Raw genomic sequence first — 18,859 nt, 5'->3', positions numbered from 1 at the left:
TATTTTTTAGATACTAATTGTACGAATTTACGGAAAGTTATAATGGATTTTAACCTCTAAATAAAAAGAAATCTTTTTTCATTGATTCGATTTTAGAATCATCATTTGTAATAATATAATCTATTGCTTTTTCAGTAAAAACTTTTCCTTTTTCAGTTAGCGATATAATTTGATTATCAATAACAATCATATTATTTTTCTCTGCTAATTCTACCACGGATTTCGCTTTTACTTTGTGCCAGTTTATATGCTCATTTAAATGATTAATATGCCTTTCACTTTCTTCCTTATGGTTGTTAAGGTGTAATAAAAAAGTAAGTAACTGTACTTCTTTTTGCTGTTGTTTGTTACGATAAACTACAGATATCAATCCTTTGTTTGGCGCAAACAAATACACTACAAGAAACACCAAACCTAACATTGTAGTCATAGAACCAGAAATTGATGCATCTAACCAATGAGCTACCCAATAACCAGAAATAGCTGAGAATACTCCAAAGATTATTGACAAAATCAACATTTTCTTCAAATCGTTGGTTAACAAATAAGCTGTAGCTGCTGGCGCAATCATTAAAGCGACTACTAATATAGCTCCTACTGCATCAAAAGCTCCAACGGTTGTTACCGATGCTACACTCATTAATCCGTAATGTAATACTATTGGCGAAAAACCTAAAGCCGTCGCTAAACCTGTATCGAATGTACTTACTTTCAATTCTTTAAAAAAAGCTATTAAAAGGCTTAAAGTAATTAATAATATAGTACCGATAACCCATACTGATTTCGGACCTAAATCGACATCATTAATTAGTAACCTATCAAACGGAGCAAAAGCTAATTCTCCTAACAAAACTGCATCTACATCTAAATGTACATCATTTGCATTTTTTGCGATTAAAAGAACACCAATACTAAATAAAGCAGGAAATACTAATCCTATTGCAGTATCTTCTTTTACTAACTTAGTTTTTTGAATATACTCAACCAATACAACAGTTAAAATTCCTGACAACGCTCCCATTAAAATCAATAATGGTGAATTTAAATCGTGCGTTATAAAAAAACCGATTACCAATCCTGGTAAAATAGAATGGCTAATTGCATCACTTATCAACGCCATTTTTCGCAACACCAAAAACACACCTGGTATCGCACAAGCTACAGCAACTAAACTTGCTATTAATTGTATTTCTATTTGTGCACTACTCATTTTCTATGTGTTGGTTATATAAATTACCTGCAAACTGATAACCTTCTTCGGTCATCGACCACATTTTTCCTTCTACTTTTATATACTCTTTCTCTTCTAATTTCTTTAAAGTTCCTCTAGTATACCCTTGAAAATTATTTAAAATTTTTACCGCATGCGGATGCGATTTATCTTCGTGTGTTTTTACCAAATCAAACATAAACGATAAGGTTTTATGTAATTTTAAATCTCTACGATTCTTTAAGAAACGTATCTGACGAAACAACAAACCTCTTGATGGTGAAAATATAAATGAAAAAACAACAAATATAGCTGCAACTAAAACAATCACTGGTCCTGTTGACAAATTAGATTGACTTGCACTAATACCCGTACCAACCACACCTGATAACATTCCGAAAATTGCAGCTAAAATAATCATAGTACTCAAACTATTTGTCCATTGACGTGCAGCTGCAGCTGGTGCCAATAGCATTGCGCTCATCAAAACTACCCCAACAGTTTGCAATCCTAAAACAATAGCCAACACTATAAAACTGGTAATTAAAGCATCAATGAACTTTGTATTGAAGCCTAAAGTTTTTGCATAATCTGCATCAAATAATAAAAGTTTAAATTCTTTCCAAAAAAGGAATAATACAACTAAACAAATACCTGTAACAATTGCCATAAACCAAACATCACTAATCAATAAAGTTGCTGCTTGACCAAATAAGAATTTATCTAATCCCGATTGGTTTGCATTTGGCATTTTTTGAATAAACGTTAACAATAGCATTCCGAATCCGAAGAAAACAGAAAGGATTAACCCTAGAGCAGTATCGGTTTTTAAATGGGTGTTTTTTACAATTCCTCGAATCCAAAAAGCACCTATTAATCCACTAATCAATGCGCCTAACAATAATACATTAGTGTCTTTTGTTCCTGTAATTAAAAAAGCAATTGCAATTCCTGGAAGAGATGCATGAGAAATTGCATCTCCTAATAAGCTTTGTTTTCTTAATACAGCAAAACTACCCAACATACCGCAAATAGCACCCAAAATTGCGGTACCTATTGTTATCGTACGAAGTGTATAATCTGAAAAAACGAGACTAAAGTATTCTTGTAAACTCATTATTGCTGTACACTTACCTTATAATTAATTCCGTAAGTTTTTGTTAGATTATCATCATTAAAAATTTCCTTAACAGGCCCTGTTGCAATCTTTTTTACATTTAAAAAAGTTACCCAATCGAAATACTCAGGTACCGTTTGTAAATCGTGATGTACAACCACCACAGTTTTTCCTGCTTTTCGTAATTCCTTTAAAATATTGATAATGGCTATTTCAGTAGTCGCATCAACACCTTGAAAAGGCTCATCCATAAAATAGATTGAAGCATTTTGTACCAAAGCTCTTGCTAAAAATATACGCTGTTGTTGCCCACCTGAAAGTTGAGAGATTTGCCTCCCTTTAAAAGGCAACATTCCAACTTTTTCTAATGCTTCTAATGCGGCTTTCTTTTGAGTACTTCCTGGACGTTTAATCCAACCTAAACTTCCATATGTTCCCATCATAACAACATCTAAAGCTGTTGTAGGAAAATCCCAATCTACGCTTCCTTTCTGAGGAACATAGGCTACTAATTTTCGTTGTTTGTCATATGGTTTCCCATATACAGAAACACTTCCAGCAATTGGATTTATAATTCCTAAAATAGATTTTATTAAAGTAGATTTTCCGGCTCCGTTTGGACCAACTATTGCCATCAACACTCCTTCTGGAATCGATAAATCAATATCCCAAAGTACTGGCTTATAATTATATGCAACCGTTAAATCATCTACTGTTACTGCGTATTTTGTTTCCATATTATTTTAAGGCATCAACAATTGTATGCACATTTGCTTTATACATCCCTACATAAGTTCCTTCCTCTGTCCCTGCATTTCCTAATGCATCAGAATATAAAGTTCCACCAATTACAACTTCTTGTCCTTTTGATTTTACTGCAGCTTCTAAAGCTTCAATCGTTCTTTTTGGCACTGATGTTTCCACAAAAATTGCTTTTACTTTATTCTCTATAATAAACTTTGCTAATTTTTGAACGTCTTGAACTCCAGCTTCAGTTGCTGTTGACAAACCTTGTAAACCAACTACATTAAATTTATGTTGTCTTCCGAAATAATTAAAAGCGTCATGAGCTGTTACCAAAATCCTTTTTTCTTCTGGCAATTCACTTATCTCAATAGTAATCTCATTATTTAACGCTGTTAATTCATCTAAATAAACTTTAGCTTTTTCTTTATAAAATGCTGCGTTTTTAACATCCATTTTTCCCAATTTCTCAGAAACGTAGTTTGTTATTTTTATCCAATTATTAATATCAAACCAAATATGCGGATCGTAATTAGATGCAAATAATTCTGAACTTATCAAGTTATTTTTATCAATCACATCAGAAACTACAATTGTCTTTTTGTTTTGGTGTTCCATTTTTTCAAACACCTCTTCCAGCTTACCTTCTAAATGTAATCCGTTATATATTACAACGTCTGCATTAAATAATTTAGAAACATCTCCTTCGCTTGCTTTATATAAGTGCGGATCAACACCCGAGCCCATCAATCCTTTTACCTCTATTTTATCACCTCCAATGTTTTTCACTAAATCGGTAATCATTGTAGTTGTTGTAACTACATTTAATTTCCCGTTTTCTTTCTTTTCTTTTTTACCACAACCAACTGCTAATAAAATTACTATTAATGTGATTATTTTTTTCATTCTAGTTTTTTTGTATGTAAATATTGTTAGCTACTTTGTTTGATATTGTCATTTCCTTACCATTTATCTTCACTAAAAAAGAATCATCAAAAGGCTCTTTATCTAAGACCTCAATATCTTGACCCAAACCAATTTCTTGTTTATCTAAAAAGCGTAAAAATTCAGAAGACGTATCATTTACACCTACACAAACTCCCTTTTCATTTTTCTCTAATGTTGATAATAAACTTTTTTGAATCTGTGGTAAATTCCCTTCTTTATCAGGAATAGGATCTCCATGTGGATCTCTTTTCGGATGCCCTAAAAACGAATCTAGTTCATCAATTAGTTTTGGTGATTTAATATGTTCTAATTGCTCAGCAACTTCATGCACTTCGTCCCAAGAAAAATCTAATTTTTCAACCAAAAAAACTTCCCATAATCTATGTTTACGAATAATATTAGCTGCCGTTTTTTTACCGAAATCAGTTAAAGTAACTCCTTGATATTTTTTATAAACCACTACTTCTTTTTCTGACAGTTTCTTAACCATATCAGTAACTGAAGAAGCTTTAGTTTCTAGTTTCTTTGCTATTGCATTCGTACTAATTCCTTTTTCAGAAACCGAACTTAAATGATAAATAGCTTTTATGTAATTCTCTTCTGATTGACTAAACATTTTATTTTTTTGGTTTTACAAAAATACAAATTTCAATCTAAATAAAATAATTTTTAGTCTAGACTAAAAATTATTTTATATTTGCAAAAAATTAAACAGTAATTATACTGAAACAAAAAACAATGAGAAAACTAATTTTAGTTAGCTTTTTATTAATAGCTGCTTTTACTAAAGCGCAAACCATAACAGGAAAAATAACAACATCGAAAGGAGAAGCTTTACCTTTTGCAAGTATCACTGTTAAAAACAGCAACATTGGTGTTAACGCCGATGAAAACGGGATATTCAATTTAGAAAATGTAAAGAGGAATAAAATAACCTTAATTGCTTCTTTTACAGGATTCATTTCATCTCAAAAAAAAATAAATTTATCTACCACAAAAGAAAATATTATAAACTTTTCTTTAACGGAACATGCTGAATTACTAGATCAAGTTACAGTTACTGGAACTAGAACCGACAGACGTAGTACTAAAAACCCAGTAATTGTAAATGTAATTAACAGTGAAACCTTGGCTAATGTACAAGCTTGTAATTTATCTGAAGGGTTAAAGTTTCAAACTGGTTTACGTGTAGAAACCGATTGCCAAACCTGTAACTACACACAATTACGCATGAATGGTTTAGCTGGTGGTTATTCTCAAATACTAATTAATGGTCGTCCTATTTTTAGTCCACTAACTGGTTTATATGGTTTAGAACAAATTCCTACAAACATGATAGATCGTATTGAAGTTGTTCGCGGCGGTGGATCAGCTTTATATGGATCTAGCGCCATTGGAGGAACTGTAAATGTAATTACAAATATTCCTAAAAAAGACGATTACAGTATTGGTTACACTTATCAAAATCTTAAAGGTACTTCCGATCATATTATTGCAGGTAACGCTACCGTTGTAAATGAAGATAAAAATGCCGGAATTTCATTTTTCATAAATAATAGAGCTCGTGAAATTTACGATCATAACGGAGATAATTTTTCTGAATTACCACAATTAAAAAACAACTCTTTTGGTACAAATTTGTTTTTCTTACCAACAGAAAATCAGAAAATTGAAGTTAATTTTAGTAAAATGAATGAGTATCGTTATGGAGGAGAAATGGTAAAAGGAGCTCCTCATTTCGCATTACAATCAGAAGAAAGAACACACGATGTGTATGTTGGTAATATTGATTATCAAATTAATTTTAATGAAGATAAAAGTTCGTTAATTACTTATTTCGCTTCTCAATATACAGGTAGAGAACACTACACTGGTATTCGTCCAGATATTGGAACTCCAGAAGATACAGCTCATTTAGCAAATCCACCTTATGGAAATTCTGAAACCACTACTTTTCAAGGAGGAATTCAGTTTAATCATAAATTAGAAAACTTCTTAAAAGGAAACAATGTGTTAACTATTGGCGGAGAATTTGTACAAGATAATGTTTTTGATGTTATTACTGCCTATGAATATGAAATTGATCAGGTAACCAAAAACTACGGATTCTTTTTTCAAAGTGATTGGGAAATCAATGACAAATGGAACCTTTTAGCGGGAATACGTTACGACAACCATCATTTAAGATCCTTAGATATTAATGAAATTACAAAAGCTAGAAGTTATAAAGAAATTACAAATAATGTAGCTAGTCCACGTGTTTCTTTATTATTTAAACCTTTTGAAAACACTCAAATTCGTGGAACATGGGGAACTGGTTTTAGAGCTCCCCAAGCTTTTGATACCGATTTACATATTGCGTTTGCTGGTGGAGGTATTTCTAGAGTTTTACTTGCTGATAATTTAAAGAGAGAACGTTCAAATAGCTATACAGTTTCTTTTAATTACGACAAACCTACCGAACATTATATATACGGATTTACTGTAGAAAGTTTTCACACTCAATTAGATGATGCCTTTGTTTTAGAAAACATTGCTCCAGATGCAAACGGAGAACGATTTGAAAAAAGAAATAGTGACGGAGCAGTAGTAAAAGGAATTACTATTGAAACTCGTTTAAATTATGATGGTATTGTTCAATTTGATGCTGGTTTTACATATCAATCTAGCAAGTACAATACAGCTGTAAACAATTCAGATGATTTAGAAGCAAAAAGAGAATTTTTACGCACGCCTAATACTTATGGATACGCGACAGCAACTTATACTCCAAATCAAAAATTTAAAACAGCTTTAAATTTAGTTTATACAGGTAAAATGGAAATTTTACACTTAGCATCTAACCCACAAAATATAACTGCAGACGAGTATTTCACCTCTCCTTCATTTTTTAATTTAGGAATTAACTCTAGTTATAAGTTTGAAGTAGAAAAACTAAAAACAAATATTGAAGTTTCTGCAGGTGTAAAAAGCATCTTTGATAATTACCAAACAACATTTGATGTAGGAAAAGATCGGGACAGCAACTTTATTTACGGGCCAGCTAACCCCAGAACTTATGTTATTGGGTTTAAAATATTCAAATAACAAAAGAACATAATAAAACATTAAAAGAGAAAGCTTTACATAAAGACTTTCTCTTTTTTTATAACCTCAAATTAATACTCACTTAACATAAAGCTTATTCATTAACATTAAAGAAACATTCTAATAAAACAACGATAATTTACATGTAACATTAGATTTACAATGTAGTATCACATTTGCAGAGTATTTAAAAGAACTCAAGAAATTAGAATGAAAAAAATATTATTTATTACTCTTATCTGTCTTTGTAATATCGTTTTTGCACAAGACAAAGGAACTGTTACTGGTACACTTACTGATAAAGAGATGAATGGAGAAGCATTACCATTTGCTAATGTTTTTATTAAAGGAACTACAATAGGAGGAACTACCGATATGGATGGTAAATACACCTTAAATGTTCCTGTTGGAAATCAAACAATCGTATTTAGTTTTATTGGATACCAAACAATAGAAAAAACTATTGAAGTTAAAGCTAATCAAACATTAACTATAAATCAAGAGCTTGGAGCTAACGAAGGAGTTACTTTAGATGAAGTTCAAATTAAGGCCACTGTAAGTAAAGAAAAAGAGTCTGCTTTATTATTAGAACAAAAGAAAGCTGTTTCTATCAAAACTACTATTGGTGCACAAGAATTATCTAAAAAAGGAGTTAGTGATGTTGCAACCGCAGTTACTAAAGCTACAGGTATTTCAAAACAAGAAGGTTCTAATAATGTATATGTTCGTGGTTTAGGAGATAGATATAACTCTACTACTTTAAATGGCTTACCATTACCATCTAACAATCCATCTAAGAAAAACATCAATTTAGATATTTTTTCTACTGGTATTGTAAAGCTAATTGATATTAATAAAATTTATAACAATCAGATTTACGGAGATTTTGGTGGGGCAAACATCAATATTGCTTCTAAAGAACATACAGGAAAACCTTATTTAGAAATTGGTTTAGGTTCTGGAGTTAACTCTAGAGCTGCTGGTCAAGACCACTTTTATTTACAAGATGGCCCTGGGTTTTGGGGATTTGATAATCCTACATATCCAAATAATCCTTTAACTAATTATAATTTTACTACAAGTTGGGATAAAACAACTAAATCTCCTTTTAATACCAATTTTTCTTTAAAAGGTGGAAAGAAATTTAATATTGGTGAAGAAAGCTCTTTAAGTGTATTTGGAACTCTTGCTTTTGGTAATGATTTTAAATACAAAAATGGGATATCGAGAAGTGTTAATGGTAATGCGATTCTTTTTACCGATTATAATTATGATTCGTTTGACTACAATACCAATACAACAGGTATGTTAAATGTATTGTATAAGATAAACTCTAAACATAAACTTCGTTACAACACTCTATATATTAATTCTTCTAACCAAAGTTTAGATGATTATAATGGAGTGATAAACACTTTTGATAACGCTTCTGAAGGTGGTGGTCTTGTTCGTCGTTCAACTTTTGACAGAACAACCTTGTTAGTAAACCAATTATTAGGTAATCATAAAATTAAAGATGATTATTTAAATGGGGAATGGGGAATTGCTTTTAATAAATTAGATAACATTGTCCCAGATCGTCGTCAAAACATGTTGGTGCCTCAAGATAATGATAATATTAATGGTCCTAAAATTGTTTCTGATTTAGCTTCTTCTGATAATCATCGTTACTACCAAAACTTAGATGAAAAAGAATATGCTTTTAATGGTTCTGTTAACTACTTATTCAATAAAAATGAAGATGAAGTTTATAACGGTAAAATAACCTTAGGATATAGTGGAAAATGGAAAGATGTAAATTTTGATGCAACCCAATTTAACTTTAAAATTAATAGAAATATTACACAGCCAATAATTGATGTTAATGATTTAGACGCATACTTTAGTCAAAACGGGTTAAACAACAACTATTTTGATATTGTAACTTTTAGAGGTAATGCAAGTATTTCAAATGCATTAACACCTCAGTTTTATAAAGGACGTCAAATTATTAGTGGTGTTTTTGGAAATATTGAGTATAAATTTGGAGAAAAATTGACAGCTAATTTAGGTGTAAAGTATGAGCAGATTTATCAAAAAGTAGAATGGGAAACTGCTTTACAACCATTAGGAGGTGAAAACTATTTCTTTAAAAAAGAATTACTACCTAACCTTGCTTTAAAATATGCTGTTAATGATAAAAATAACATCAAGTTTGCAGCAAGTAAAACATATACATTACCTCAATTTAAAGAACGTGCACCTTTCCAATTCGAAGATGTTAATCAAACAAAATTTGGTAATCCGTATTTAGATTTATCTACCAATTATAATTTCGATTTACGTTGGGAAATGTTTCCTAAATCTGGTGAAGTCATTTCTTTAACTGGTTTTGGTAAGATTATTAAAAATCCAATTAACGAAATTATAGTTGCATCAGCTACAAACGATATTTCTTACGCTAATACTGGTAATCAAGCTGAAGTATTTGGTGCTGAATTTGAAATTAGAAAAGAAATTTTTAATCATGTAAGAGAGACTGAAACAGAAGATTTTGATAATAAATTAACTGTAGGCTTCAATACTTCTTACATGTACAATAACCAAGACATTAATAGAGAAAAAGTTTTTAATGATACTAAAGGTTTCTTAAACATTTTCCCTACTAATACTGAAAGCAAACTTACTGGAGCTTCTGATTTATTAGTGAACGCTGATGTAAGTTATTTAAAAGAATTTAATAAAAATCAAAACTTATTAATGACGCTAGCTTATAACTATTTTTCTGATAGAGTATACGCTATTGGTGTTGCTAGTAAAGGTAATTTAGTTGATCAAGGAGTTTCAACATTAGATTTCATCGCTAAATCTAAATTATCTGATAGAATTAATGTTGGTTTAAGTTTAAAAAACTTATTAAATCCAACGGTAACTAGAACGCAAGAAATACAAAACGTAGATGTTTTATCCTTTAAGAAAGGAGTGAATTTTGGACTATCATTCTCATACAAAATAGACTAAAATACTCTTAACAAATAAGTAACATTATATAGCAAGGAGATAACAAACACATAATAATTAGATAAAATCAAGAACAAATTAATTAAAGTTATTTGTAAAAAAATTAAAAATAAACACAAACTAAAAAAATGAAAAAATTAATTGCACTTTTTATTACAGCTTTAACTATTACTAGTTGTATTCAGGTAGATGAAAATGTTGTAGGTACTGATGGAGGCTCTACAGGAACTAATATAGACCCTACAAATTTTCAAGGAAGAATTAGCAACGAAACTACAACTTTAGATGCAACCAAAGAGTATAACTTAACTGGTCCTTTTATTATTCAAGACGGAGCAAGATTAGTTATCCCTGCTGGAACAGTAATAAAAGCATCTGGAGGAACCAGTTCTTATATCGCAGTTGCGCAAGGAGGACAAATTGATGTTAACGGTACATCAAGCAATCCTGTTGTAATGACATCTGCAAGTAGCACACCAGCTCCTGGAGATTGGGGTGGTTTAGTTATTTGCGGTAAAGCACCAACTAATAAAGGAGGTTCTAACGGAGAAACTGCTACTGCGGAAGTATCTGACTTAACTTATGGAGGCTCTATTGCTAATGATAGTTCTGGTTCTATCAGATATTTAAGAGTTGAATATACTGGAGCAACATTTAATGGTTCTAAAGAATTTAACGGAGTTTCTTTATTCGCTGTTGGTTCAGGTACAACTTTCGAATATGTACAATCATACAATGGTGGAGATGATGGTATCGAATTTTTTGGAGGTACTGTTAACGGACGTTATTTAGTATCTACCGGTAGTGGTGATGATTCTATCGACTTTGCTGATGGATGGTCTGGAACTGGAGAATACTGGTATATTAATAAAGGAACTAAAGCTGGTATCGAAGGATCTAACAATGGAGATAACGGTAATGCTGAACCTAAAACTACTGCTACTTTAAGAAATATTTCTATAGTTGGTCCTGGTACTGAAGGCGCAATGTATATTAAAGAAGGTGGTGGTAACTGGACAGTAGAAAATGTATATGTTGCTGATTTTGATTTAGGAATCAAGTTAAAAGATACTGATGCTCCTGCAATTCAAAGCATAACTGATGGTAATATTACTTTCAACCCTATTCAGTTTGACAACATTACTACAAAAGATCAATACACAGGTGCTGCTTCTTATATTACAGAAGGAAACAATACTGGTGCTGGTAATGGTAAAAATGCTCCTACATGGGCAGCTGGTTGGACTAAAGGGTTATAATACATTCCAACCCTATAAAACAAAAAACCGAAGCAGTTGCTTCGGTTTTTTTTATTCTTTCAACTTTGCCAATAAGAATAGTAAATTTTCTAACTTTTTTAATTCTTTTGGTGGATTACCAGCGTCAAAAGTAGATGAAGTATATTCTTTATCTTTTACCTTAAATGAAACTTTAGCAATCAAAGCTCTATCGGTTGCACTATTTTTTGATGGAGTTTTTAAATCTTTAATTTCATTAAGATTTATTTCGCTTACCAAATCATTTAACTTCCCTAGTTGATCTTGAGATAACTCATATGTCTCCTCACTATCATAAGTTTTATAATGCACCTTACCATCTTCTACATTAATTTTAACCATACTACCTCTCGTTTGAGCTTCATAGTTAATTGCATCAAAATTATTTGATTTATTTTGAGCAGAACAACTCGTTATTAATAAGATAAGCACAGGAGCTATTATTTTTAAATATTTCATTTTAAATTATTTAAGAATTGTAAATATAAAAAAAGACACCTTAATTAAGGTATCTTTTAAAATTTTACTATAAAAGTGATTTTTATTTAAGCTTTTTCTTAACTGCAACTTCAGTATAAGCTTCAATAGTATCTCCTTCTTTAATATCGTTGTATCCTTTAATTTGAAGACCACAATCGTATCCTTTCGTTACTTCTTTAACATCGTCTTTAAAACGCTTTAATGAAGTTAATAATCCGTCGTGAACAACAATTCCGTCACGGATAATACGAACTTTAGCATCTCTTGTAATCTTACCATTCATTACCATACATCCTGCAATGTTACCAACTTTAGAAATTTTATAAACTTCTCTAATTTCAACATTACCAAGAACTTCTTCCTTCATTTCAGGTGATAACATTCCTTCCATTGCATCTTTCAAGTCGTTGATAGCATCGTAGATAATAGAGTATGTTCTAATATCAACTTCCTCTCTATCTGCTACTACACGAGCATTTCCTTGCGGACGTACGTTAAATCCAACAATAATTGCATCAGATGCTGTTGCTAATAATACATCAGATTCTGTAATTGCTCCAACTCCTTTATGTAAGATATTAACCTGAATTTCTTCAGTAGATAATTTCTGGAATGAATCTGTTAAGGCTTCTACCGAACCATCTACATCTCCTTTTAAGATAATGTTTAATTCTTTGAAATCTCCTAACGCAATACGACGACCAATTTCTGCTAATGTTAATGTTTTCTGAGTTCTTACAGATTGCTCACGTTGTAATTGAGAACGTTTTGCTGCAATTTGCTTCGCTTCACGCTCATCATCAAATACATTAAACTTATCACCTGCTTGTGGTGCACCGTCTAATCCTAGGATTGATACTGGTGTTGATGGTCCTGCTTCTTTTACTTTATTTCCTTTATCATCAAACATAGCTCTTACTTTACCACTATGTTTACCAGCTAAAATATAATCTCCAATTTTTAACGTACCTGCTTGTACTAAAATTGTTGATACATATCCTCTACCTTTATCTAATAAAGCTTCTACTACAGCTCCAGTTGCATTCTTATTAGGATTAGCTTTTAATTCTAATACTTCTGCTTCTAATAATACTTTTTCTAATAAATCTTCAACTCCTTGTCCTGTTTTAGCAGAAATTTCTTGAGATTGAATATTACCACCCCAATCTTCTACTAATAAGTTCATAGAAGAAAGTTGTGTTTTAATATTATCTGGATTCGCATTTGGTTTATCAATCTTATTTATTGCAAATATGATTGGTACTCCTGCTGCTTGCGCATGCGATATTGCTTCTTTTGTTTGAGGCATTACATCATCATCCGCTGCCACAACAATAATTACTAAATCTGTTACTTGAGCTCCACGAGCACGCATTGCTGTAAAGGCCTCGTGACCTGGTGTATCTAAGAAAGCAATTTTTTGATCTCCAACACTTACTGCGTAAGCACCAATATGCTGAGTAATTCCACCAGATTCACCTTCAATTACATTCGCTTTACGGATATAATCTAATAACGAAGTTTTACCGTGATCTACGTGACCCATTACCGTAATAATTGGCGCACGAGTTTCTAAATCTTCTGGCTTATCTTCTACTTCTTCAATAGACTCTTCTACTTCAGCTCCAACAAACTCTACTGTATAATTAAATTCTTCTGCAACGATTGATAATGTTTCAGCATCTAAACGCTGATTCATTGTTACCATCATTCCAAGCATCATACATGAAGAAATAATATTTGTTACCGGAACGTCCATCATCGTAGCAACTTCACTAACCGTAACAAATTCTGTTACTTTTAATACTTTACTTTCAGCCTGAGCTGCTTGTAAATCTGCTTCTGATTGTTCACGGTGAGCATCTCTTTTATTTCTACGGTATTTTGCTCCTTTACCTTTTTTAGATTTCCCTTGAAGCCTTTCTAAAGTTTCACGTACTTGTTTTTGTACTTCTGCTTCTGTAGGTTCTTCTTTTTTAACTGCTGGTCTTTGTGCTCCTCTTCCTCTAAATCCTGGGCGATTGTTACCTCCTCGATTACCTCCTCCTGGACGATTACCTTGAGGTCTACCAACACCACCTCCGCCAGTTCTTGGTGTACCTGGTTTGCTAATTCTTTTACGCTTTTTCTTATCCGCGTCTGTCTTAGCATCTGGTTTTTTCTTCTTTGGTCTTTCAAATTGTTTTAAGTCAATTTTTTGACCTGTAATTTTAGGACCATCTAATTTTTTATACTGAGTTTTTAATTTCTCAGCATTCTCTGCTGTAATTTCAACAGCTGGTTCAGCTTTAACTTCCTCTTTTTTAGTTTCTACTACCTTTTTAGGTATCTCAACTTTTTTAAGAGCTTCTACTTTTACCTCTTTTGGTTTTTCAACTTTTTTAGGAGCTGGTTTCTTTTCTTCAACCTTTGCAACTGGTTCTTCAACCTTTTTAGTTTCTTTAACCGGAGCTTCTTTTTTAGGCTCTTCAACTTTTTTAGCTTCTGCTACTGGTTCTTTAGCTTCTTCAACTGCTTTACCAGTTTTTACATCTATTTTACCAACAGTCTTTAACTCTAATTTTTCAGCTTTAGCTTTTAAAACTTCTTGTTTTTTAGCTTCGTCTTCTACCCTCTTTTTCTCTTGCTCTTCTTCTAACTTTAGACGAATAGCCTCTTTCTCCTTTCGCTTCTCTTCACCAACTTCTTTAGAGGCAACCTTTTTAGATTTATCTGTCTGAAAACCATCAAATAATATTTGATATTCTGCAGAAGATATTTTAGTAGTAGGACGTGCTTCGATTTCGTGACCATTTTTTGCCAAATGCTCGACAGCCCTATCTAAAGAGATATTTAATTCTCTTAATACTTTATTAAGTCTTAATTTTTTAGCTTCAGCCATAAATTATTTTATACTTTTTATTGAAAAAACACACTTTATACTTTCAGTATAGTTATGTTCTTTTTCTTTAATTGCCAGCTTTTGTGTTATCACATCAGGAAATGTTGGCTTCCTTTTTTTATTTAGTCTTCGAATTCTTCTCTTAAAATTCGTTGAACATCTAAAATTGTCTCTTCCTCTAAATCTGTTCTTTGTACTAACATCGATACGTCTTTCTCAAGTACACTCTTTGCTGTATCTAAACCAATTTTATTGAATTCTGCTATTACCCAAGCTTCGATTTCGTCAGAAAATTCTGTTAACTCAACATCTTCTTCTTCTAAACCTTCACGTTGTACATCAATTTCATACCCTGTTAACTCACTTGCTAAACGAATATTAACTCCTGCACGACCAATTGCTTTCGAAACTTCTTCTGGTTTTAACAAAACGTTTACACGTCCTTTTTTACCATTCTTTTCTTCTTCGTATAATTTAATATCTACAGAAGTTACTTTTGCTGGACTTAATGCTCTCGATACAAATAACTGCTCGTTCTTTGTGTAATTGATTACATCAATGTTTTCGTTTCCTAATTCACGAACTATACCGTGAATACGTGATCCTTTAACACCAACACATGCTCCAACTGGATCGATTCTATCATCATAAGAGTCTACAGCAATTTTTGCTTTATCTCCAGGAATTCTAGCAACACCTTCAATAGTAATTAATCCGTCGAAAACTTCTGGTATTTCTTGCTCGAATAACTTTACTAAAAATGCTGGTGAAGTTCTTGATAAAATAATAGCTGGTTTATTACCTCTTAATTCTACCGATTTTATAACCCCACGAACTGCATCTCCTTTTCTAAAGAAGTCTGAACGAATTTGCTCACTCTTTGGTAAAACAATCTCGTTTCCTTCATCATCTAACAAAATTACTGCATTATGACGAATATGGTGCACTTCTGCACTATAAATTTCACCTTCTAAGTCTTTAAACTGCTTAAAGATGTTAGTACTATCGTGTTCGTGAATTTTAGAAATAAGGTTTTGACGTAATGCTAAAATCGCACGTCTACCTAAATCTATTAACTTTACTTCTTCTGATACATCTTCCCCAATTTCAAAATCTGGTTCGATTTTTCTTGCTTCAGCAAGTTCAATTTCTTCATTATCGTCTTCAGACATTCCATCGGCAACTACCACACGGTTTCTCCAAATTTCTAAATCTCCTTTGTCTGGGTTGATAATTATATCGAAGTTCTCGTCTGAACCAAATCTACGCTTTAATGCAGCACGAAATACTTCTTCTAAGATAGACATTAATGTTACTCTGTCTATACTTTTATTATCTTTAAACTCTGAAAATGACTCAATTAATGCAATATTTTCCATTTCATTCTCTTATTAAAATATGATCTTCACTTTTGCTTCTTTAATATCTTGATACGGTATTGCTACTGTTTTCTCTACCGTATGCTTTCCTTTACCAATTGGCTTAGGCTCTCTTGCTTTCCAAAACAGGGTAATATTATCATCATCTGCTTCGGTTAACGTTCCTTCGAATTCTTCAGTTGCTGTTTTAACTTTTAAAATTCTACTTATATTCTTTTTATACTGACGCTTAACAGTTAGCGGGTGAGCAATATCTGGAGTGGTAACTTCTAAAGAAAAATCTTCTTCTTCTCTATCTAAATTATGTTCTATATTTCTACTAATACGAACACACTCGCTTAAAGGCACTCCTGAATCTCCATCAACAATTACTTTAATCTTGCTATTTGCTAAGAATTGTAAATCGATTAAATACAACGATTCGTTCTCTTGCAAGGCTTCCTGTAATAATTCTTTTACTTTATCTTGATTCATCCTAAGGTATAAAAAGAGGGGACTCTCGTCCCCTTCATCTATCTAATTAATAAATTTGCTGCAAATATAGTAAGTTATTCATTAACATACAAATATCTTTCTAAATCAAAATGTTTTTCGTAAATTTAAAACACTATCCTTCTAAAAACCTTTTTATTATGAAAAAAATACTTGTACCCACCGATTTTTCAAAGCCCTCAGAATACGCATCAAAATTAGCTTCTACCATTGCAAAAAGTTCAGATAGTGAAGTACATTTACTTCATATGATTGAAATTCCTACAGGAATTATTGATATGGGAGGAGGAAGTAATTTTAGCATTCCTGAAAGCATGCTATACATAAGAAAAGTACGCGATAAATTAATTAATTACAAACAGAAATTTTTTCCTGAAAACAACAATGTAAAACACTCTATTAGATTCCAAAATCCATATGAAGGAATTCGTGATTATGGGAAGAAAATTAATGCTGATTTAATTGTTATGGGATCTAAAGGACATACTGATTTAGAAGAAATTCTTATTGGATCGAATACCGAAAAAGTTGTTCGAAACTCTGAAGCTCCTGTTTTAGTAACAAAAAAAGACGGTGATAATTTTAATCCAAAAAACTTAATTTTTGCTTCTAGTTTTAAACCCGACAAGAACAAAGCCTTTACACGATTTTTGGATTTTGCTAATAACTTTGATAGCAAAATACATTTACTAAAAATTAATACACCTCAAAAATTTGAAAACACTCAAAAAACAAAAGATCGCATTGAAAATTTTATTAGCAAACATAATCTTAACAATTACTCAATAAATGTTTATAATGATTCATCTGTTGAAAGAGGTATCTTAAATTATTCTAATGAAATTAATGCTGATGTTATTGCTTTAGCTACACATGGACGAAGCGGTTTATCTCATATATTTAACGGAAGTATTACCAAACACTTATCAAAAAAAGCTATAAAACCAATGCTTACTTTTAAAGTTTAGAATTGAGCTATTAAAATTTAATTAACAAAAAAATACTGAGACTTACATCTCAGTATTTTTTTGTTAATACTTTCTTGTTTGTAATATGGAGCGCGGTAGAAAATCTAAAAATCACAAAAATTATTTATCTATTTTCTTAGACCGCGCTCCTCAATAATTCAGGTTACTTTCTCTTCTTAGGTCGTTTAGCGATAACTTTTCTGTTAGCTACTCCCTTACTTGTTATTAACCTAACTATTAATGTTTGATTCTGAACTCCTGTTAAATCTAACTTAGTTATATTACTAGTTGATTTTTCATAAGAATCATTAACAACTTTCTTAATTAGTAAACCATTAATAGTATATACTTCAATTGTCACATCAGTATCAAACTCATACTTGTATTGAATTGATAACTCATCTTCAAATGGAACTGGATATGCATTAAAACTTACTGGCTCAATAATTTCAACAGATTGACTTTCTGCCTCTCCACAATTAATACTACCTGAAGTTTCAATTTCCTTACCTTCATCTGTCGGAACTGAACATCTACATATTTCCTCACATGTTACCGCATGAGCTATTACATATATTGGTCCTGTAGCTGCAACTGGTTCAAACTTATAATTATAACCATAATCTAAGTTACCTGATTTGAAATTATACTGACCTGGTGCAACTGTTTCCTTACCATTCTTAGTAGGATATTTCTCACAACCAATATACACCTGAGCTGTATTCATTGCATAACCTTCAAATAAATTATATTCCACAGATACAAATCCTCCTTGATAGGTTACCGTAACCTCACCTGTTTGGGTTCCTTTACCTTCAGCTACTGGATCACAAACTGGAGCTCCAGCATACAACGGCATCGTATAAACCCCTTCTTCTGCGAAGTAATTTGTCCATCCCCAACGGTTAAATCCATCATTTAAAAAACATGAATTCTCGTCATATCTAGCAAAAGCTGTCTCACAAGCTTCAAACTGATCAAACTCAGATGACAAGGTAACTACTTCTCTCACTTTGTTTCCACAATCATCTTGTGCTTCGAAAACATAATCTGCGTACTTAATACAGCCTTCTATCCTTTCATTAGTCTTCAATGCTAATAAATCTCCACCAACAGAACAATTATCTTCCCATCTAGCCTCTAAAGATTCAGGCAACTCTTCGTTACACAATTGTGGTACTTCTGGTATTGCTACAATTATTGGATCGGTCTCATCGTAATCTCTACTTACCGTAGTGCTTACCGTTGCATCGTTTCCACAATCGTCCCTTACCGT

Annotated in this window: 14 protein-coding genes; 4 read left to right on the top strand and 10 right to left on the bottom strand. The window is 31.9% G+C overall.

What is annotated here, in order from left to right; translation table 11 throughout:
- Nucleotides 1-49: 49 nt before the first annotated feature.
- The 5 genes from H3Z83_RS11225 to H3Z83_RS11205 are packed head-to-tail and all read right to left on the bottom strand — an operon-like array spanning nt 50 to nt 4,635.
- On the bottom strand, nt 50-1,210 hold the full coding sequence (locus tag H3Z83_RS11225) for a metal ABC transporter permease (protein WP_182125590.1): 1,161 nt from the start codon (nt 1,208-1,210) through the stop codon (nt 50-52).
- On the bottom strand, nt 1,203-2,327 hold the full coding sequence (locus tag H3Z83_RS11220) for a metal ABC transporter permease (protein ID WP_182125589.1): 1,125 nt from the start codon (nt 2,325-2,327) through the stop codon (nt 1,203-1,205). Before H3Z83_RS11220 ends, H3Z83_RS11225 begins: the two co-directional genes overlap by 8 nt.
- Complete coding sequence (locus H3Z83_RS11215) at nt 2,327-3,064, bottom strand: metal ABC transporter ATP-binding protein (protein WP_182125588.1); 738 nt, start codon at nt 3,062-3,064, stop codon at nt 2,327-2,329. Before H3Z83_RS11215 ends, H3Z83_RS11220 begins: the two co-directional genes overlap by 1 nt.
- A 1-nt stretch (nt 3,065) precedes the next feature.
- Entirely contained in the window at nt 3,066-3,977 is a 912-nt protein-coding gene (locus H3Z83_RS11210; protein ID WP_182125587.1) for a metal ABC transporter solute-binding protein, Zn/Mn family, read from the bottom strand.
- A gap of 1 nt (nt 3,978) precedes the next feature.
- Entirely contained in the window at nt 3,979-4,635 is a 657-nt protein-coding gene (locus H3Z83_RS11205; RefSeq protein ID WP_182125586.1) for a metal-dependent transcriptional regulator, read from the bottom strand.
- Nucleotides 4,636-4,757: 122 nt separating this feature from the next.
- Between H3Z83_RS11205 and H3Z83_RS11200 the strand changes: the two genes are divergently transcribed.
- The 3 genes from H3Z83_RS11200 to H3Z83_RS11190 all read left to right on the top strand — a co-directional run bounded on the left by H3Z83_RS11200 (nt 4,758) and on the right by H3Z83_RS11190 (nt 11,365).
- Complete coding sequence (locus H3Z83_RS11200) at nt 4,758-7,106, top strand: TonB-dependent receptor (protein ID WP_182125585.1); 2,349 nt, start codon at nt 4,758-4,760, stop codon at nt 7,104-7,106.
- 210 nt (nt 7,107-7,316) lie between these two features.
- The gene (locus tag H3Z83_RS11195; RefSeq protein WP_182125584.1) at nt 7,317-10,106 is read left to right on the top strand and encodes a TonB-dependent receptor; all 2,790 of its coding nucleotides are present in this window, start codon (nt 7,317-7,319) and stop codon (nt 10,104-10,106) included.
- A 128-nt stretch (nt 10,107-10,234) separates the two neighbouring features.
- The gene (locus H3Z83_RS11190; RefSeq protein WP_182125583.1) at nt 10,235-11,365 is read left to right on the top strand and encodes a hypothetical protein; all 1,131 of its coding nucleotides are present in this window, start codon (nt 10,235-10,237) and stop codon (nt 11,363-11,365) included.
- Nucleotides 11,366-11,416: 51 nt separating this feature from the next.
- On the opposite strand, the gene H3Z83_RS11185 is transcribed toward H3Z83_RS11190, so the two are convergent.
- The 4 genes from H3Z83_RS11185 to rimP all read right to left on the bottom strand — a co-directional run bounded on the left by H3Z83_RS11185 (nt 11,417) and on the right by rimP (nt 16,597).
- Entirely contained in the window at nt 11,417-11,842 is a 426-nt protein-coding gene (locus tag H3Z83_RS11185; RefSeq protein WP_182125582.1) for a hypothetical protein, read from the bottom strand.
- Nucleotides 11,843-11,924: 82 nt separating this feature from the next.
- Complete coding sequence (infB, locus tag H3Z83_RS11180; RefSeq protein WP_182125581.1) at nt 11,925-14,744, bottom strand: translation initiation factor IF-2; 2,820 nt, start codon at nt 14,742-14,744, stop codon at nt 11,925-11,927.
- 122 nt (nt 14,745-14,866) lie between these two features.
- On the bottom strand, nt 14,867-16,123 hold the full coding sequence (gene nusA, locus H3Z83_RS11175) for a transcription termination factor NusA (protein ID WP_182125580.1): 1,257 nt from the start codon (nt 16,121-16,123) through the stop codon (nt 14,867-14,869).
- A 12-nt stretch (nt 16,124-16,135) separates the two neighbouring features.
- Nucleotides 16,136-16,597: a ribosome assembly cofactor RimP gene (rimP, locus tag H3Z83_RS11170; protein WP_182125579.1), complete on the bottom strand. Its 462-nt coding sequence runs from the start codon at nt 16,595-16,597 to the stop codon at nt 16,136-16,138.
- Nucleotides 16,598-16,755: 158 nt separating this feature from the next.
- Here rimP and H3Z83_RS11165 point away from each other — a divergent pair, with 158 nt between their 5' ends.
- On the top strand, nt 16,756-17,583 hold the full coding sequence (locus H3Z83_RS11165) for a universal stress protein (protein ID WP_182125578.1): 828 nt from the start codon (nt 16,756-16,758) through the stop codon (nt 17,581-17,583).
- Between the two features lie 163 nt (nt 17,584-17,746).
- Here the strand turns inward: H3Z83_RS11165 and H3Z83_RS11160 are convergent.
- A partial coding sequence (locus H3Z83_RS11160) for a T9SS type A sorting domain-containing protein (protein WP_182125577.1) occupies nt 17,747-18,859 on the bottom strand: 1,113 nt, incomplete at its 5' end.

The sequence above is a fragment of the Tenacibaculum pelagium genome (genome assembly GCF_014062345.1).
GTDB classification, from domain to species: Bacteria; Bacteroidota; Bacteroidia; order Flavobacteriales; family Flavobacteriaceae; genus Polaribacter; species Polaribacter pelagius.
This window is presented reverse-complemented; position numbering and strand designations above follow the sequence as displayed.